This window comes from Pseudomonas sp. G7(2022) (assembly GCF_052660475.1).
The window spans coordinates 1783204-1799942 of record NZ_CP109659.1 but is presented as its reverse complement, the minus strand read 5'-3'; the positions used below and the strand labels follow the sequence as shown (position 1 = coordinate 1799942).

Sequence of the window (16739 nt, the reverse complement as noted above, 5' to 3'; positions counted from 1 at the left end):
AAGAGGAATTTCTCATGGCTAAAATCGGATTCATCGGCACCGGCATCATGGGCCACCCAATGGCGGCAAACCTGCAGAAAGCCGGTCACAGCCTGTTCCTGTCGGCGCACCACGATGCTGCACCTGCCGACCTGGTCGCCGCTGGCGCCGTCGCTCTGGCCAACCCACGCGAAGTGGCGCAGGAAGCTGAATTCATCATCGTCATGGTCCCGGATACCCCGCAGGTCGAAGACGTGCTGTTCCGCGCCGACGGCGTCGCGGCCGGTATCGGCAAGGGCAAGGTGGTGATCGACATGAGCTCGATCTCGCCGACCGCCACCAAGGCTTTCGCGGCGAAGATCAACGAGAAAGGCGCGCAATACCTCGACGCTCCGGTGTCCGGTGGTGAAGTCGGTGCCAAGGCTGCGACCCTGAGCATCATGGTCGGTGGCGACGCCGATGCCTTCGAACGCGCACTGCCGCTGTTCCAGGCCATGGGCAAGAACATCACCCTGGTCGGTGGCAATGGCGACGGTCAGACCGCCAAGGTGGCGAACCAGATCATCGTTGCCCTGAACATTCAGGCCGTGGCCGAAGCCCTGCTGTTCGCGTCGAAAAACGGTGCCGATCCAGCCAAGGTACGTGAAGCGCTGATGGGCGGTTTCGCCTCCTCGAAGATCCTCGAAGTGCACGGCGAGCGCATGATCAAGGGCACCTTCGATCCGGGCTTCCGCATCAGCCTGCACCAGAAGGACCTGAACCTGGCCCTGCAAGGCGCCAAGGAGCTGAACATCAACCTGCCGAACACCGCCAACGCCCAGCAAGTGTTCAGCACCTGCGCGGCCATCGGTGGCAGCAACTGGGACCACTCGGCGCTGATCAAGGGCCTGGAACACATGGCCAACTTCTCGATTCGCGACAAGAAGTAAGCCCTGCCCCAACCTGCATCAAACCTGTGGGAGCCAGCCTGCTGGCGATGGAATCGACGCGGAGTGTCTGCCAGACCTCAGCGCCTGAATCGCTAGCAGGCTAGCTCCCACAGGGTTCCGAGTTGCCCTTTCGAATAACAAGAATTCCGGGAGCCCGCCATGTCGGTCGATCCGCAACAACTGCTGCGCGAGCTGTTTGCCACAGCCATCGACGCGGCCCATCCGAACCAGGTCCTCGAAGCGCATCTGCCGGCCGATCGCACAGGTCGCGTGATCGTCATCGGCGCCGGCAAGGCCGCCGCCGCCATGGCGCAAGTGGTCGAGCGCTGCTGGGAAGGTGAAGTCTCGGGCCTGGTGGTGACCCGCTACGGTCACGGCGCCCCGTGCGAAAAAATCGAAGTGGTCGAAGCCGCGCACCCGGTGCCGGACGCTGCCGGCCTGGCCGTGGCAAAACGCGTGCTGGAACTGGTCAGCAACCTGACCGAAGAAGACCGCGTGATTTTCCTGTTGTCCGGCGGCGGTTCTGCCCTGCTGGCGCTGCCGGCCGAAGGCATCACCTTGGCCGACAAACAGTCGATCAACAAAGCCCTGCTCAAATCCGGCGCGACCATCGGCGAGATGAACTGCGTGCGCAAGCACCTCTCGGCGATCAAAGGCGGACGCCTGGGCAAGGCCTGCTGGCCCGCCACTGTTTATACCTACGCGATTTCCGATGTGCCGGGCGATCTCGCCACGGTCATCGCCTCCGGCCCGACCGTGGCCGACCCGAGCACCAGCGCCGAAGCGCTGGCGATCATCAAGCGCTACGGCATCGAGATTCCGGTCTCCGTGCGCAGCTGGCTGCAAAGCCCGGAATCGGAAACCGTCAAACCCGGCGATCCGAGCCTGGCCCGCAGTCACTTCCAGTTGATCGCCCGCCCTCAGCAATCGCTGGATGCGGCGGCGGTGAAATGCCGTCAGGCCGGTTTCAGCACGCTGATCCTCGGCGACCTGGAAGGCGAATCCCGCGAAGTGGCGAAAGTCCACGCCGGCATCGCGCGCCAGATCATTCATCACGGCCAGCCGCTGGCGGCACCGTGCGTGATTCTCTCCGGCGGCGAAACCACGGTGACCGTACGCGGCAACGGCCGTGGCGGACGCAACGCCGAATTCCTCCTCAGCCTCACCGACAACCTCAAGGGCCAGCCCGGCGTCTACGCCCTGGCCGGTGACACCGACGGCATCGACGGCTCGGAAGACAACGCCGGCGCGATCATGACCCCGGACAGCTATGCCCGCGCCGCCGCCCTGGGCCTGAGCGCCAGCGACGAGCTGGATAACAACAACGGTTACGGCTACTTCGCGGCGCTCGATGCGCTGATCGTCACCGAGCCGACCCGCACCAACGTCAACGACTTCCGCGCCATCCTGATCCTCGAGAGCTCTAAATCATGACGCCTGATAAAAAGGTCAAAATCCTCGCCACCCTCGGGCCTGCCGTCGACGGCATCGAAGACATCCGCGAGCTGGTCGAGGCCGGGGTCAATATCTTCCGCCTCAACTTCAGCCACGGCGATCACGCCGACCACGCCAAGCGCTATCAGTGGATCCGCGAAGTCGAGCGCCAGCTCAACTATCCGCTCGGGATCCTGATGGACCTGCAAGGGCCGAAACTGCGGGTCGGCAAGTTCGCTGACGGCAAGGTTCAGCTGCATCGCGGTCAGGCCTTCCGCCTCGATCTGGATGCGACACCGGGCGACGAACGCCGGGTGAACCTGCCGCACCCGGAGATCATCGCGGCGCTTGAAGCCGGGATGGATCTGCTGCTCGATGACGGCAAACTGCGACTGCGCGTCGTCACCAAATACTCCGATGCGATCGACGCCACCGTGCTCAATGGCGGCGAGCTGTCGGATCGCAAAGGTGTGAACGTGCCGCAAGCGGTACTCGACCTGAGTCCGCTGACCACCAAGGATCGCCGCGACCTGAGCTTCGGTCTGGAACTGGGTGTGGACTGGGTCGCGCTGTCGTTCGTACAGCGTCCGCAAGACATCCTCGAGGCCCGCGAGCTGATCGGCGACAAGGCGTTCCTGATGGCGAAAATCGAGAAGCCGTCGGCCGTCGAGCAACTGCGCGAGATCGCCGAACTGAGCGACGCGATCATGGTGGCTCGCGGTGACCTGGGCGTGGAAGTGCCGGCCGAGAGCGTGCCGCAGATCCAGAAAAACATCATCACCACCTGCCGCCAGCTCGGCAAACCGGTGGTGGTGGCGACGCAGATGCTCGAGTCGATGCGTTTCTCCCCGGCGCCGACCCGCGCCGAAGTCACCGACGTGGCCAACGCCGTGGCCGAAGGTGCCGACGCGGTGATGCTGTCAGCCGAAACCGCGTCCGGCGAGTACCCGCTGGAAGCCGTGCAGATGATGAGCAAGATCATCCGCCAGGTGGAGAACGGTCCGGATTACCAGACCCAACTCGACGTCAGCCGGCCGAAAGCCGAAGCGACCGTGTCCGATGCAATCAGCTGTGCAATACGTCGGATCAGCAACGTGTTGCCGGTGGCGGTGCTGGTCAACTACAGCGAGTCCGGTGCATCGAGTCTGCGTGCGGCGCGGGAGCGGCCGAAAGCGCCGATCCTCAACCTGACGCCGAACCTGCAGACCGCACGCCGCTTGAGCGTGGCGTGGGGCATTCATTCGGTGGTCAATGATCGCCTGCGTCAGGTGGATGAAGTGTGTTCGACCGCGCTGGAAATCGCCCAGGCGCAAGGCATGGCCGAGCGTGGCGACACGCTGCTGATCACTGCGGGGGTGCCGTTCGGGCAGCCTGGATCGACTAACTCGCTGCGTATCGAAACGTTGATTTAGCGCCTGTACCGGCCTCTTCGCGAGCAGGCTCGCTCCCACAGTTGATTTGTGTGCATCACAAACTCAATGACTGAACAAAGATTCAATGTGGGAGCCAGCCTGCTGGCGAAGCAGGCAACTCGGTTTCACTGACTTTCAGAACTGCCATGCCTGCCAATCATTTCAACACCCACTGCCCCGACTGGGCCGAGGCTTTGCTCAACGGCTTCAGTCAAATCTTCCTCCAGCGTCATCCGCTGTGTGGCCTGCTGTGCCTTTTGGCCATTTTATTCACCGCGCCGGTGCTGTTCGCCGGCGCGCTGCTGGGCGCGGTCGCCGGATTGCTCACCGCGCAACGGCGCAACTACGCCAAGGCGGATCGCCAGGCCGGACTGTTCAGCTACAACGGCGTGCTGGTCGGTCTGTTGCTGAGCCTGTATTTCCCCTGGTCGCCGATGCTGCCGCCGCTGATTCTGGCAGCCGGTGGTCTGAGCGCGATGATCACGCAGCAGTGGCTCAAACGCGCACGCCTCACCGAGTACCTGCCCGCCTACACCGCGCCTTTTGTGTTGCTGAGCTGGGTGTTCCTGTGTTTCGCCGAAGCTTCGACGCCTGCTCCGGCGCTTGAGCTGAACACCGTGAACCTGCTCGGTGCTGCCCTGAAAGGCTTCGGTCAGGTGATGTTCCTCGACCATCCGTTGGCCGGTGGATTGATCGCCGCCGGTTTGCTGATCGCCGATCGCCGGGCCTTTGCCTGGGCGCTGCTGGCTTCGGCGATTGGCCTGGGTTCCAGCCTGTCGCACCACGACAGCCAGGTCGCGCTGCTGGGTCTGGGGGGTTACAACGCAGTCCTCGCCGCCCTCGCCTTCAGCGCCCGGCGCCAACAACCGTGGCTGCCGCTGTTCGGCATCGGCCTGGCGCTGCTGCTGACGCCGCTGTTCAGTGCCTTGGGGCTGGCGACCCTCACGGCGCCGTTCATTCTCGCTTGCTGGCTGCTGCGCAGCGGCATTCGCCTGATGCACCAACCCGAGTTGAACGCGGCGCCTTGCGCTGACGGGGAGAATCAACCTAGGCTGCGCTGATCTTTGATTCAGGCGTGATCCATGGACAGTAACAAGCACTGGCGTGAACAGCTTTACGTCATGATTTTCCAGAGCGACACCCCCGCCGGGCGACGTTTCGACGGCATTCTGCTGCTGATCATTCTGGCCAGCCTGGTGATCGTGATGCTCGACAGCATCGACAGCGTTCACCGCAATTACGCCGATGTGCTGGCGTATATCGAGTGGGGGTTCACCATCATCTTTGCCGGCGAGTACATCCTGCGTCTGTACTGCTCGCCCAAACCGCTGCGCTACGCCTTCAGTTTTTATGGACTGGTGGATCTGCTGGCGATCGTGCCGGGTATCCTGGCGCTGTACTACAGCGATGCGCAGTACTTGCTGATTATCCGGATCATTCGGATGCTGCGGATTTTCCGCGTCCTCAAACTCAGTCCCTACCTCAAGCAAGCCAACTACCTGATGTCGGCGCTGCGCGGCAGCAAGCAGAAGATCGTGGTGTTTCTGGTGAGCGTCTGCACACTCGTAACGGTCTTCGGCACGTTGATGTACGTGATCGAAGGCCCGGAACACGGATTTACCAGCATTCCCAAGGGCATCTATTGGGCTATCGTGACCCTGACTACCGTCGGCTTCGGTGACATCGTGCCGAAGACGCCGTTGGGCCAGGTGATTTCGTCGCTGGTGATGATCACCGGTTACTCGATCATCGCGGTGCCCACCGGGATCTTCACCGCTGAACTGGCCAATGCGATGCGGGGTGAACAGTTGCAACACGACTGCCCGGTTTGCCAGAAAAAGAGCCATGAAAGCAGCGCCGCTTTCTGTTCGCGATGCGGCAATCCGTTATTTAAGAAAATGGAATAAGCAAAGTTCTTTTTAATCTTTAAACGACTATGCGTGCCCCGCTATAGTCGCTGGCAAATGGCCTCATCTTTGTAAAAAAACACCCCACAGAACAAGGAATGCGCAGTGAAAAAACTCTTTGGCGCCTCACTTCTCGCCGCTGGTCTGGCCTTCGGTAGCGTGGCTCAAGCCGCACCGACCCTGCTTAACGTTTCCTACGACGTGATGCGCGATTTCTACAAGGACTACAACACTGCCTTCCAGAAACACTGGCAGGCCGAACACAACGAAAACATCACCGTACAGATGTCCTTCGGCGGTTCGAGCAAACAGGCGCGCTCGGTGATCGACGGCCTGCCGGCTGACGTCATCACCATGAACATGGCCACCGATATCAACGCCCTGGCGGACAACGGCCAACTGGTACCGAAGGATTGGGTCACCCGTCTGCCGAACAACAGTGCGCCATTCACCTCGGCCACCGTGTTCATCGTGCGCAAAGGCAACCCGAAAGCCCTGAAAGACTGGCCGGACCTGCTCAAGGACGGCGTGCAAGTGATCGTGCCGAACCCGAAAACCTCGGGCAACGGCCGCTATACCTACCTGTCGGCCTGGGGCTATGTGCTGAAGAATGGCGGTGATGAAAACAAGGCCAAGGCCTTCGTCGGCAAACTGTTCAAGCAAGCGCCGGTGCTCGATACCGGTGGCCGTGCCGCCACCACCACCTTCATGACCAACCAGATCGGCGACGTGCTGGTGACCTTCGAGAACGAAGCCGAAATGATCGCCCGCGAGTTCGGCCGCGACCAGTTCGAAGTCATCTACCCGAGCGTCTCCGCCGAAGCCGAGCCACCGGTGTCTGTGGTCGACAAAGTGGTCGAGAAGAAAGGCTCCCGCGCCGCTGCCGAGGAATACCTGAAGTACCTGTGGTCGCCGGAAGGTCAGGAAATCGCCGCCGCCAACTACCTGCGTCCACGTGACCCGGCGGTACTGGCCAAGTACACCGACCGCTTCCCGAAAGTCGACTTCCTGTCGGTCGAGAAAACCTTCGGCGACTGGCGCACCGTGCAGAAGACCCACTTCAACGACGGCGGGATCTTCGACCAGATCTACAATGGCCAGTAAGGCGTGAGCTGAAATGAAAAAGGCGACCTCGAGAGGTCGCCTTTTTTGTGAGCGGCTACATGGGCGGCTTGACGCCATCCTTGCCCGCCGAGATCGATTGCGCGGTCAGCGTGCCGTCCGCGCTCTGGGTCACGAAGGTGACGATCTTCACGCCAACCTTGAGCAGGCTGCGATCGCCGGGCGTCAGGTTGACGATCGGCACATCCTCCGGCACCAGGATCTTCTGCTGGCCGCCCTTGTAATTGACGGTCAGCACCCGGCCGTTACTCACCACCAGATCGCCGACGCTGCCGTTGGTCATGCTGCTGCCCTTGGCCAGGTCGAACGGCCGATGACCGTCGCCGCTGCCGGCCAGCTCCGGCGGGAACACGTGAACCTCCAGCGCCTTGAGCGTGCCATCTTCCTGGGGAATGGCGGCTGAACCGATGTAGCTGCCGGGCTTGATGTCTTCGATGTTGGCCAGGGTGACGGCGCGGACTTTGGTGTCCGGGGTCAACTGGACGACCACGTTTTCACCGCTGTTGACGTGAACCTTGAGCGAGTCGGGGCTGACCCCGGTGATTTCGCCGCGCACGCCCATGCGCATGCCCGGAGCTTCGCCGGCGTAGACGCTGCCGGCACCCAGTACGCCGATCATTACAAGAGTCGTGGTGTGGCGAAGCAGCTGTCGAAACATCGCAATCCTCCGGTTGTTTGCAGGTGGAAATCCAATGACAACATAAGCACGCTATCGAACAAGATGTAAGTGAATGTATCATCGGCCCTCCCCGGTCGGACGCAAGGTTCGCCGATGGACGACACTTCACCGGCTGCCATCTATTCCGCAACGGAATGACTGATATCGATCCAAGGCTTCTACCGCCGGCCCGGTTCGTCCCTTAGCCTCACCGCATTCCTTTTCGCTGGATCGAGAAACCCTATGACCGCCACAACTCACGCAATGACCCGAGGCATGGTGCTGCTGTTCGCTTTCTGCTGCGGCGCCATCGTTGCCAACATCTACTACGCTCAGCCAATCATCGGCCTGATTGCGCCGGACATCGGCCTCACCGACACCATGGCCAGCTTCATCGTGTCGCTGACCCAGATCGGCTATGCGCTGGGCCTGTTCTTCCTGGTGCCGCTGGCGGACCTGCTGGAAAACCGCCGCTTGATGATCATCACCACGGTGGTGGCGATTGCCAGTCTGTTGGGGGCGGCGTTTACCGATCAGCCCAATGTGTTCCTGCTGATTTCGCTGCTGGTGGGCTTCAGCTCGGTGTCGGTGCAGATCCTGATTCCGCTGGCGGCGCATCTGGCGCCCGAGGAATCCCGTGGCCGGGTGGTCGGCGGCATCATGGGCGGTTTGCTGCTGGGGATTCTGCTGGCGCGGCCAGTGTCGAGCGTGGTCGCCGACCATCTCGGCTGGCGGGCGATGTTCATGATCGCGGCGGGGTTGATGGCGGCGATCAGCATCGTGCTGGCCCTGACCGTGCCCAAGCGCCAACCTGATCACAGTGCTTCCTACGGCCAGTTGATCGGCTCGCTGTGGACGCTGCTGCGCCAGCAACCGGTGCTGCGTCAGCGGGCGTTCTACCAGGCCTGCATGTTCGCCACCTTCAGCCTGTTCTGGACCGCCGTGCCGCTGGAACTGGCGCGCAACCATGGCCTGTCCCAGAGTGAAATCGCGATCTTCGCCCTGGTCGGTGCCATCGGTGCCATCGCCGCCCCGATCAGCGGACGCCTGGCCGACGCCGGCCACACCCGCATCGCCTCGCTGCTGGCCATGCTGTTCGCCAGCCTGAGCTTCCTGCCGGCCTTCATCCACCCGGCCTACAGCGTGATCGGCCTGGCCGTGACCGGCGTGGTGCTCGACTTCTGCGTGCAGATGAACATGGTGCTGGGCCAGCGCGCGGTCTACTCCCTCGACGCCAAAAGCCGCGGCCGACTCAATGCGCTGTACATGACCAGCATCTTTGTCGGTGGCGCCTTCGGCTCGTCGGTGGCCAGCGCGGTGTACGAACATGGCGGCTGGTTGTGGATCGTGATTGTCGGCAGCGCCTTCCCGCTGCTGGCGCTGGTGCGGTTTTTGAGTGTTTCGCAAAAGGCTGCTTTGGCGACTGCCTGAAATCTGAAAAAAGCACTGTCGGATCACTGATCCGACAGTGCTCGATGCTCAATGCCGAACCAGTTTTTCCATGGCGGCATCTGCCAGAAAGGAAGAGCGGCTTTTGACGTTGTGTTCACGCACGTAGCGGTCGATCCGCTGGATGACATAGCCGGGCAACGTCACGTTCACCTTCTCGGTCTTGCCCATGTATGGCGAGATGTCCAGCTCGAGCATGCCCCAGCCCATGTCGGCAAATTCCGGATTGTTGCGATGGGTCGCCGCCGAGGTCGGCATCGGAATCGAATCACCATCCGCCGCGATTTCCTGCAGCATGATGTGGGCAATCTCGACGGCTGCGTTGTAGGCATCCTCAAACGTATCACCGGCGGTTACCGCGCCGGGAATATCGGGGATCTGAATACCGATGGCGGTGTTCTCGTCACCCCATTCGATGCAGATTGGGTATTGCATTGTGAAATTGCCTCGCCCATTAAAGTAACTCTAGAGATACCTTTAGTAGCCTGCGGAAGGTTGTGACGCAACGTTGGTTGTTTTGCAGGATGTTTTGACTACCTGTCGGCGGTGTTTCCGACGGGCAGGCTGGCCAGCGTCAAGGCGCGGGCGTTTGTCGAATATGTGCAGGGGTTGATGGCGGAAAAGCCATAAACCCCCTACTCGTTTCGTTTATTGCGATTTTCGCTTATTTCGAATAACGTTCCGGCATTCCTCATTTCCAAAGCCGGACTCGCCATGTCGACCGTTATTCATCCCTCCATCAGCCTCCCCGTAGAATGCGAAATAAAAGCCGCCATTGAAGGGCAGCGTGCCCTGGCCGCTTACCTTGCGACCCATTTCGAGACCCAGCACATTCAGATTTTCGACGAGCAGAATGAAGCTCATCGCGTTGAACTGCCCACCTCGGCCCTGCGTCTGCTGATCGAGATTCTGGCGGAGCTGGCAGCCGGTAACGCGGTTCAGGTCGTACCGGTGCATGCCGAATTGACGACCCAGGAAGCCGCCGACCTGCTCAACGTCTCACGTCCACACCTCATAAAACTGCTGGAAAGCGGCGAGTTGTCCTACCACAAAACAGGCAAGCACCGACGTGTGCGTTTTGCCGATCTGATGGACTATAAGACCCGGCGCACCAGCGCCAGCGAGCAGGCAATGGCGCTTCTCGCAGAGCAAGCTCAGGCGTTAAGGACAGGATACGAGTGAGGCATTCCTCTTTCACCGCTTTATATGATGCATGCGTCTTGTACCCCGCCCCCTTGAGAGACTTCCTCATGTGGCTTGCCCTCTCGGGGCGATTTCGGGCGCGATGGACCCAGGAGATTCACTGCGAATGGAAACGCAATCTGCTGAAGAACCGCCCTGACCTGACGATGGAACAGCTGGATCGTACGTCCGGCCTGATGGATCAAGCGATACCCGACGCCTGTGTCCATGACTATGAAGACCTGATTGCCGGACTCAGCTTGCCCGACTGCGATGATCGTCATGTTCTGGCAGCGGCCATCCGTTGCGGCGCAAGCGTGATAGTGACGTTCAACCAGAAAGACTTTCCCTGCAAAGCGCTGGAGCCTTTCGGCATCGAAGCGCAGCATCCGGACGAGTTCGTCGACAACCTCTTGGGGCTTGATGCGGCAGCAGTGGTTGCAGCGGCCCAAAAACAGCGTCGGCAGCTGAAAATGCCTGCCATGGACGTCGAACCCTTTCTTGATCTACTGCAACGACAAGGCCTGATTAAATCGGTCCAGGCACTCAGCAGTTATCACGCGATCCTTTAAAAACTCATCACCCCAGACAGCAAAACGGCGATCCTGAGATCGCCGTTTTTTTACTCCCCGAACTGCTTGCCCAGTCCCGCCGGTACGCCGTGGATGTTGGTGTCCTCCCACGGTCCGTTGGGGCTGATCGAGCGGCTCCAGCCGTTGTTCCAGCGGTAGTAGGTGCGCTGGCGGTAGAAGGTGTTGGTCTGGTCATCCAGCACGTACACGCCCAGTTTCTGATCCCAGTGGCTGTTGCCGCCCGGTGGCGGGGCGAAGCTTGCTGAGGTGCGTGGGGCGGGTTTCGATGGTTTGGCCGGAATGCCCGGTTTGCCCGGCGTCGGACTGGTCGATGGCGTCGGGCTGGGTTGTGACGGCGGAATCGGCGGCAGCCTTGTGGTTGGCTCCGGTCGTTGCACCGCACATGCGCTCAAGCCCAGGGCCAGTGTGAGGACTGTGATTCGGGCGATGGCGTTCATGGCGGTGCTTTCCTGTTGGTTCCGGCTATTTGTCCGGGCTGTCGATGGTCAGTTTTTGCGGCGCGGTGGTGCTGCTGGCCAGAGGCCCGCTGCGACCGACCCACTCACCGGCGGTCGGTTGACCGGCTCGGGAGATGCGCGCAACCAGTTGGACTTCGGGGAAGTTCGACAGTTTCAATTGCGGCATCATTGCGTCGGCATCACTCAGCTCGACGGTGACCGGCAGGTCCGCGACAGTCAGACGCTTGGCCGCCAACGGCGCTGGAGGGCCGGAAACGGCACGGGCGAAGATGAACACGCTGTCGCCCGGTTGCACCTTTCCTTTCAGTTCGCTGGCCAGATCGACGCTGACCTTGAGCCGTGCGGTTTTCACGGCCGGTGCCTGAGCCACCTTGCCGCCGCTGGCTTCAAGTTTCTCGGTCGCTCGCGCGATACCGCCCTGCAGAGCTTCGCGGGACTTGTCATTCGCTGGCAGTTGCTCCAGCAGACGATTCCAGTAATCGATGGCTTGCTGATAGCGCTCGCCTTCGAACGCGGCGATCCCCAGCAGGCCGAGGCTGGTGACTTCTTTCGGATCAGCCTTCAATGCTTCGTCGGTCAGGGCTTGAATCTTGTCCGACCACTTCTTGCCATCGGCGAAGTACTGCGCCTGCGCCCACTGGCCGAGCAGTTCCGGTTGACGGCCGGCCAGGTTGGCGGCGCGTTCGAACATCTTCGCCGCGTCCGCCGGACGATCCTGAGCCATATAGGTACGGCCGAGAAAATACAGGCCTTCGGCTGAATCCGGTTGCGCGGCGACTGCGCGCTCCAGCCGTTGGGTCATCTCTTCCATGGATTGTGGTGCCTGGGCGAACTCGCGGGTCAGTTCGACTTTGTCAGCGGCACCGAAATGCATGTACAAACCAAGGCCCAGCACCGGCACGAGTACGGCTGCCAGCAGCGGCAGCGGTTTGCCCAGTTTCGAAACCCGCGCCGGCGCCGCACCTTCGGTGTCGGCCAGCAACTCACGGGCCGCTTCGGCACGGCCGCTGTCCATTTGCGCAGCGTCGAGCACGCCTTCAGCCTGCTGCGATTGCAGTTCGGCGACGCGCTCCTGATACAGGGCGACGTTGAGGGCGGTTCTATCCTCTTCACGCTGGGCGCGACGTTCACGCAGGACGGGGATCAACAGAAAACTCAGGGCGACCAGAAGCAACAGCCCTGCGGCAAGCCAGAAATCAATCATTCTTGGGTTTTATCCAACAGTTGGTCGAGGCGCTGACGTTCTTCAGGGGACAGCGATTGCGGCGTCTCGGCGCGTTGCCCGCGACGGCGGCGGACGATCACGGCGATGACGACAAAACCGCCGAGCAACAACCCGGCCGGGCCAAACCACAGCAGCGCAGTCTTGGCATTGAGCGCCGGTTTGTAGCGAACGAAATCACCGTAGCGGTCGACCATGAAGTCGATGATCTGCTGATTGTCCTTGCCCTCGCCGAGCATGCGGAAAATCTCTTTGCGCAGGTCGGCGGCAATCGGCGCGTTGGAGTCGGCGATGTCCTGGTTCTGGCACTTGGGGCAGCGCAGTTCCTTGGTCAGTTCGCGGAAACGCTCGCGATCGCCTTCTTTGGCAAACTCGTAGGTGTCGATGGCGGCATGGGCCACACCGGCCAGACTCAAACCCAGCACCATGGCAGCTAAAAAGCGCTTCATGGCTTGGCCTCGTCGACCAGCGCCTGATACTTGGCCGCCAGTTTTTCGCGCCAGACCTGCTCGTCGATCACGCCAACGTACTTGTCGCGAATGATGCCCTTGGCGTCGATGAAGAAGGTTTCCGGCGCGCCGTAGACACCGAGATTCAGGCCCAGGGAGCCTTCGTCGTCACGGATGTCCAGTTGATACGGATTGTGGAATTCGGCCAGCCACTTCAACGCATCGGCGTTGGTGTCCTTGTAGTTGATGCCGTAGATCACCACGCCGCGCTCGGCGAGTTTGTTCAGCACCGGGTGCTCGACCCGGCAGGAAATGCACCAGGTGCCCCAGACGTTGACCAGTGCCGGTTTGCCGAGGATGTCGGCCTTGGTCAGGGTCTTGTCGCCCTGCACCGCCGGCAGGGAAAACTCCGGGAACGGTTTGCCGATCATCGCCGACGGCAGTTCCGCCGGATCCAGGTACAGACCGCGATAAAGAAATACCGCCACCAGCAGGAAAATCGCCAGTGGCACCAGCATCAACCAACGTCTCATGCAGCGGCTCCTTCCATGCCCAGCGCTTCACGCACACGGGCTTTGACCTTGACCCGGTAACGCCGGTCCAGCGCCGCCAGTATCCCGCCCAGACCGGTCAGCAGACCGCCGAACCAGATCCAGCGTACAAACGGTTTCACATGCACCCGCACCGCCCAGGCGCCGTCGCCCAGTGGTTCACCCAGCGCGACGTAGAGGTCACGGGTGAAACCGGCGTCGATCCCGGCTTCGGTCATCATCGAACTCTGCACGGTGTACAGGCGTTTTTCCGGGTGCAACACACTGATTTCGCGGCCATCGCGGATCACCCGGATGGTGCCCTTGTCGGAAGTGAAGTTCGGGCCTTCGAAGTGTTTGGCACCTTCGAACACAAACTGATAACCGGCCAGTTCCATTGACTCGCCCGGTGCCAGACGCAGGTCGCGCTCGGCACTGTTCTGGCTCGACAACACAACGCCCAGCGCACACACGGCGATACCGAGGTGGGCGAGCTGCATGCCCCAGTAGCTCCGGGTCAGGGTCGGCAGACCTTTGATCAGGCCCTTGTGGCGCGTCTTGTCGAAGATGTCGCGCACGCCGGCCAGCAACACCCAGGCCGCCAGCAGGAAGGTCGCCAGCACCGCCCAGTTGAAATCACCGTAGGCAACACCGGCCACCACCGCCAGCGCGACGCTGCCCAGCAGCACCGGAGTGAGCATGCTGACCAGCCATTTAACCGGCGTATCTTTCCAGCGCACGATCACACCGACCGCCATCACCACCATCAGCAGCGCCATCAACGGAATGAACAACGCGTTGAAATACGGCGGGCCGACCGACAGCTTGGCGCCGCTGATCGCATCGAGAATCAGCGGATACAGCGTGCCGAGCAGGATCATCGACGCGGCCACCACCAGCACCAGGTTGTTGCCCAGCAGCAGGGTTTCCCGCGACCACAGGTTGAAACCGACCTGGCTCTTGACCACCGGGGCGCGCAGGGCAAACAGCGTCAGCGAACCGCCGACCACGAACAGCAGGAAGATCAGGATGAACACACCGCGCTCAGGATCCGAGGCAAACGCATGCACCGACGTCAGCACGCCGGAACGTACGAGGAAGGTACCGAGCAGGCTCAGGGAGAAGGCGGCAATCGCCAGCAACACCGTCCAGCTCTTGAACACGCCACGTTTCTCGGTGACCGCCAGCGAGTGGATCAGCGCCGTACCCACCAGCCACGGCATGAAGGAGGCGTTTTCCACCGGGTCCCAGAACCACCAGCCGCCCCAGCCGAGTTCGTAGTAGGCCCACCACGAACCGAGGGTGATGCCGATGCCGAGGAAGGCCCACGCGACGATGGTCCACGGACGCGACCAGCGTGCCCACGCCGCATCGAGGCGACCGCCGAGCAATGCGGCGATGGCGAACGCAAACGCCACCGAGAAACCGACATAGCCCATGTACAGCATCGGCGGATGCACGATCAGACCGATGTCCTGCAGCAGCGGATTGAGGTCACGTCCGTCGGCCGGGATCTGCGGCAGGATCCGCGAAAACGGGTTAGACGTCAGGATCAGGAACAGCAGGAAACCGGTGCTGATCATGCCCATCACCGCCAGCACGCGGGCGAGCATCACTTGCGGCAGTTGCCGGGAGAACACCGACACCGCGAACGTCCAGCCACCCAGGATCAACGCCCACAGCAGCAGCGACCCTTCGTGGGCGCCCCACACGGCGCTGAACTTGTAGTACCACGGCAGCGCGCTGTTGGAGTTCATCGCGACGTAAGCCACGGAGAAGTCGTCGGTCATGAACGCGTAGGTCAAGACGCCAAAGGCGAACAGCAGGAACGCGAACTGTCCCCATGCCGCTGGCTGGGCAAGGCCCATCCACAGACGATCGCCGCGCCAGGCACCGAGCAACGGCACCACCGCCTGCACCAGCGCGAAACACAGCGCCAGAATCATCGCCAGATGGCCAAGCTCGGGAATAAAAATCGTTGAAGTCATCGATCAACCCTCCTTCGCTGGGGTTGGCGCGGATTGACCGCTGTCCTTCAGGGCCTTGGTCACTTCCGGCGGCATGTATTTCTCGTCGTGCTTGGCCAGCACTTCATCGGCCACTACGACGCCGTCGGCGTTGAGCTTGCCGAGAGCAACAATGCCCTGCCCTTCGCGGAACAGGTCCGGCAGGATTCCACGGTAGGTGATGGTCACGGACTTGTTGAAGTCAGTGACCACAAATTTCACGTCCAGGGAATCCGGTGAGCGTTGCAGCGAACCTTTCTCGACCATGCCGCCGGCGCGGATGCGCGTGTCCTGCGGCGCTTCGCCGTTGGCGATCTGGGTCGGGGTGTAAAACAGGTTGATGTTCTGCTGCAGGGCGCTCAGGGCCAAGCCGACGGCAGCGCCGACCCCGACCAGAATTGCCAGAATGATGATCAGACGCTTTTTGCGCAGCGGATTCACTTGCCGTTCTCCCGGCGCAGACGACGCGCCTCTTGTTGCAGATAACGCTTGCGGGCCGCGATTGGCGCCGCCACGTTGAGGATCAGTACCGCCAGACAGATGCCGTAGGCCGACCAGACGTACAGGCCGTGATGGCCCATGGCGAGGAAATCGCCGAATGACGCGAAACTCATCGAGCGGCCTCCAGGCTGTTCTGCACTTCTTCTTTCACCCAACTGGCGCGGGCTTCGCGCTTGAGCACTTCAAGGCGCATGCGCAGCAACAGCACGGCGCCGAAGAAACAGTAGAAACCCAGCACCGTCAGCAGCAGCGGCAGCCACATTTCGGCAGGCATCGCCGGTTTTTCGGTGAGGGTGAAAGTCGCGCCCTGGTGCAGGGTGTTCCACCACTCCACCGAGTATTTGATGATCGGGATGTTGATCACGCCGACGATGGCCAGCACCGCGCAGGCCTTGGCGGCGCTGTCGCGATTGCTGATGGCGTTGCCCAGGGCGATCACGCCGAAGTACAGAAACAGTAGAATCAGCATCGAGGTCAGCCGCGCGTCCCAGACCCACCACGAACCCCAGGTCGGCTTGCCCCAGATCGCCCCGGTGACCAGCGCCACGGCGGTCATCCACGCACCGATCGGAGCAGCGCATTGCAGGGCGACGTCGGCCAGTTTCATCTTCCACACCAGCCCGACCACACCGCACACCGCCAGCATCACGTAGATCGACTGAGCGAGCATCGCGGCGGGAACGTGGATGTAGATGATGCGAAAGCTGTTGCCTTGCTGATAGTCCGGCGGCGCGAAGGCCAGGCCCCAGACGACGCCGACAGCGATCAGCAGCAACGCTGCGATGCTCAGCCACGGCAGGAACTTGCTGCTGATGCCGTAGAACCACTTGGGCGAGCCGAGCTTGTGAAACCAGGTCCAGTTCATACTGTTTCCATCACGGGTGCCGCTCATCGGTGCGAGCAGTCTC

19 protein-coding genes and 1 pseudogene are annotated in these 16739 nt (G+C 61.6%); 10 read left to right on the top strand and 10 right to left on the bottom strand.

Going from position 1 to position 16739, the window contains the following annotated elements; genetic code table 11:
* Nucleotides 1–14: 14 nt before the first annotated feature.
* The 6 genes from NE357_RS08160 (at nucleotide 15) to NE357_RS08135 (ending at nucleotide 6765) form a co-directional block, all read left to right on the top strand.
* Nucleotides 15–908, top strand: coding sequence for a 2-hydroxy-3-oxopropionate reductase (locus NE357_RS08160; protein WP_085605836.1), 894 nt, complete (start codon nucleotides 15–17; stop codon nucleotides 906–908).
* Nucleotides 909–1067: 159 nt separating this feature from the next.
* Complete coding sequence (locus NE357_RS08155) at nucleotides 1068–2342, top strand: glycerate kinase type-2 family protein (RefSeq protein WP_169429437.1); 1275 nt, start codon at nucleotides 1068–1070, stop codon at nucleotides 2340–2342.
* Nucleotides 2339–3754 (top strand): pyruvate kinase, encoded by a 1416-nt coding sequence (gene pyk / locus NE357_RS08150; RefSeq protein WP_169429436.1) that lies wholly within the window; start codon nucleotides 2339–2341, stop codon nucleotides 3752–3754. Before NE357_RS08155 ends, pyk begins: the two co-directional genes overlap by 4 nt.
* 146 nt (nucleotides 3755–3900) lie before the next feature.
* Nucleotides 3901–4815, top strand: coding sequence for an urea transporter (locus tag NE357_RS08145; RefSeq protein WP_169429435.1), 915 nt, complete (start codon nucleotides 3901–3903; stop codon nucleotides 4813–4815).
* A 21-nt stretch (nucleotides 4816–4836) separates the two neighbouring features.
* Nucleotides 4837–5661 (top strand): ion transporter, encoded by an 825-nt coding sequence (locus tag NE357_RS08140; RefSeq protein WP_064378643.1) that lies wholly within the window; start codon nucleotides 4837–4839, stop codon nucleotides 5659–5661.
* 105 nt (nucleotides 5662–5766) lie between these two features.
* The gene (locus tag NE357_RS08135) at nucleotides 5767–6765 is read left to right on the top strand and encodes a sulfate ABC transporter substrate-binding protein (protein WP_169429434.1); all 999 of its coding nucleotides are present in this window, start codon (nucleotides 5767–5769) and stop codon (nucleotides 6763–6765) included.
* A 55-nt stretch (nucleotides 6766–6820) separates the two neighbouring features.
* Here the strand turns inward: NE357_RS08135 and NE357_RS08130 are convergent, their stop codons facing one another.
* Nucleotides 6821–7441, bottom strand: a complete 621-nt coding sequence (locus NE357_RS08130; RefSeq protein ID WP_169429433.1) for a DUF5666 domain-containing protein — start codon at nucleotides 7439–7441, stop codon at nucleotides 6821–6823.
* A gap of 243 nt (nucleotides 7442–7684) precedes the next feature.
* Here NE357_RS08130 and NE357_RS08125 point away from each other — a divergent pair, with 243 nt between their 5' ends.
* Complete coding sequence (locus tag NE357_RS08125) at nucleotides 7685–8872, top strand: MFS transporter (RefSeq protein WP_169429432.1); 1188 nt, start codon at nucleotides 7685–7687, stop codon at nucleotides 8870–8872.
* A 48-nt stretch (nucleotides 8873–8920) separates the two neighbouring features.
* Here the strand turns inward: NE357_RS08125 and NE357_RS08120 are convergent, their stop codons facing one another.
* Complete coding sequence (locus NE357_RS08120; RefSeq protein WP_085666700.1) at nucleotides 8921–9325, bottom strand: type II toxin-antitoxin system HicB family antitoxin; 405 nt, start codon at nucleotides 9323–9325, stop codon at nucleotides 8921–8923.
* A 102-nt stretch (nucleotides 9326–9427) separates the two neighbouring features.
* Between NE357_RS08120 and NE357_RS08115 the strand changes: the two are divergent.
* The 3 genes and pseudogenes from NE357_RS08115 to NE357_RS08105 all read left to right on the top strand — a co-directional run.
* Nucleotides 9428–9520, top strand: a pseudogene (locus NE357_RS08115) (LysR family transcriptional regulator); the annotation flags it as partial.
* Nucleotides 9521–9604: 84 nt separating this feature from the next.
* Nucleotides 9605–10072, top strand: a complete 468-nt coding sequence (locus NE357_RS08110; RefSeq protein WP_169429431.1) for a helix-turn-helix domain-containing protein — start codon at nucleotides 9605–9607, stop codon at nucleotides 10070–10072.
* A complete protein-coding gene (locus tag NE357_RS08105) occupies nucleotides 10069–10644 on the top strand; it encodes a PIN domain-containing protein (protein WP_108560305.1) in 576 nt (191 codons plus the stop codon). The genes NE357_RS08110 and NE357_RS08105 overlap by 4 nt, the downstream gene beginning before the upstream one ends.
* A 50-nt stretch (nucleotides 10645–10694) precedes the next feature.
* Here the strand turns inward: NE357_RS08105 and NE357_RS08100 are convergent, their stop codons facing one another.
* From NE357_RS08100 to NE357_RS08065, 8 genes are read right to left on the bottom strand one after another with little or no spacing between them, the layout of a single operon-like run.
* On the bottom strand, nucleotides 10695–11102 hold the full coding sequence (locus NE357_RS08100; RefSeq protein ID WP_169429430.1) for a hypothetical protein: 408 nt from the start codon (nucleotides 11100–11102) through the stop codon (nucleotides 10695–10697).
* A 25-nt stretch (nucleotides 11103–11127) separates the two neighbouring features.
* Nucleotides 11128–12327, bottom strand: coding sequence for a c-type cytochrome biogenesis protein CcmI (gene ccmI, locus NE357_RS08095; RefSeq protein WP_169429429.1), 1200 nt, complete (start codon nucleotides 12325–12327; stop codon nucleotides 11128–11130).
* Nucleotides 12324–12794, bottom strand: coding sequence for a cytochrome c-type biogenesis protein (locus NE357_RS08090; RefSeq protein WP_169429428.1), 471 nt, complete (start codon nucleotides 12792–12794; stop codon nucleotides 12324–12326). The genes ccmI and NE357_RS08090 overlap by 4 nt, the downstream gene beginning before the upstream one ends.
* Complete coding sequence (locus tag NE357_RS08085) at nucleotides 12791–13327, bottom strand: DsbE family thiol:disulfide interchange protein (protein WP_011333088.1); 537 nt, start codon at nucleotides 13325–13327, stop codon at nucleotides 12791–12793. The genes NE357_RS08090 and NE357_RS08085 overlap by 4 nt, the downstream gene beginning before the upstream one ends.
* Nucleotides 13324–15312 carry a heme lyase CcmF/NrfE family subunit gene (locus NE357_RS08080; protein ID WP_169429427.1) on the bottom strand — a complete coding sequence of 663 codons (1989 nt, stop codon included), beginning with the start codon at nucleotides 15310–15312 and terminating at the stop codon, nucleotides 13324–13326. Before NE357_RS08080 ends, NE357_RS08085 begins: the two co-directional genes overlap by 4 nt.
* Before the next feature lie 3 nt (nucleotides 15313–15315).
* Entirely contained in the window at nucleotides 15316–15771 is a 456-nt protein-coding gene (ccmE, locus tag NE357_RS08075; protein ID WP_085699419.1) for a cytochrome c maturation protein CcmE, read from the bottom strand.
* Nucleotides 15768–15944: a heme exporter protein CcmD gene (gene ccmD / locus NE357_RS08070; protein WP_011333085.1), complete on the bottom strand. Its 177-nt coding sequence runs from the start codon at nucleotides 15942–15944 to the stop codon at nucleotides 15768–15770. The genes ccmE and ccmD overlap by 4 nt, the downstream gene beginning before the upstream one ends.
* Entirely contained in the window at nucleotides 15941–16696 is a 756-nt protein-coding gene (locus NE357_RS08065) for a heme ABC transporter permease (protein ID WP_085733725.1), read from the bottom strand. The genes ccmD and NE357_RS08065 overlap by 4 nt, the downstream gene beginning before the upstream one ends.
* Nucleotides 16697–16739: the final 43 nt, after the last annotated feature.

Coding starts and splice junctions, on each gene's coding strand:
- NE357_RS08065 (WP_085733725.1), bottom strand. CDS start 16,696: ATGAACTGGACCTGGTTTCACAAGCTCGGCTCGCCCAAGTGGTTCTAC.
- ccmI (WP_169429429.1), bottom strand. CDS start 12,327: ATGATTGATTTCTGGCTTGCCGCAGGGCTGTTGCTTCTGGTCGCCCTG.
- NE357_RS08080 (WP_169429427.1), bottom strand. CDS start 15,312: ATGACTTCAACGATTTTTATTCCCGAGCTTGGCCATCTGGCGATGATT.
- ccmD (WP_011333085.1), bottom strand. CDS start 15,944: ATGAGTTTCGCGTCATTCGGCGATTTCCTCGCCATGGGCCATCACGGC.
- NE357_RS08130 (WP_169429433.1), bottom strand. CDS start 7,441: ATGTTTCGACAGCTGCTTCGCCACACCACGACTCTTGTAATGATCGGC.
- NE357_RS08110 (WP_169429431.1), top strand. CDS start 9,605: ATGTCGACCGTTATTCATCCCTCCATCAGCCTCCCCGTAGAATGCGAA.
- NE357_RS08100 (WP_169429430.1), bottom strand. CDS start 11,102: ATGAACGCCATCGCCCGAATCACAGTCCTCACACTGGCCCTGGGCTTG.
- NE357_RS08125 (WP_169429432.1), top strand. CDS start 7,685: ATGACCGCCACAACTCACGCAATGACCCGAGGCATGGTGCTGCTGTTC.
- NE357_RS08090 (WP_169429428.1), bottom strand. CDS start 12,794: ATGAAGCGCTTTTTAGCTGCCATGGTGCTGGGTTTGAGTCTGGCCGGT.
- NE357_RS08160 (WP_085605836.1), top strand. CDS start 15: ATGGCTAAAATCGGATTCATCGGCACCGGCATCATGGGCCACCCAATG.
- NE357_RS08155 (WP_169429437.1), top strand. CDS start 1,068: ATGTCGGTCGATCCGCAACAACTGCTGCGCGAGCTGTTTGCCACAGCC.
- pyk (WP_169429436.1), top strand. CDS start 2,339: ATGACGCCTGATAAAAAGGTCAAAATCCTCGCCACCCTCGGGCCTGCC.
- NE357_RS08140 (WP_064378643.1), top strand. CDS start 4,837: ATGGACAGTAACAAGCACTGGCGTGAACAGCTTTACGTCATGATTTTC.
- NE357_RS08145 (WP_169429435.1), top strand. CDS start 3,901: ATGCCTGCCAATCATTTCAACACCCACTGCCCCGACTGGGCCGAGGCT.
- NE357_RS08085 (WP_011333088.1), bottom strand. CDS start 13,327: ATGAGACGTTGGTTGATGCTGGTGCCACTGGCGATTTTCCTGCTGGTG.
- NE357_RS08120 (WP_085666700.1), bottom strand. CDS start 9,325: ATGCAATACCCAATCTGCATCGAATGGGGTGACGAGAACACCGCCATC.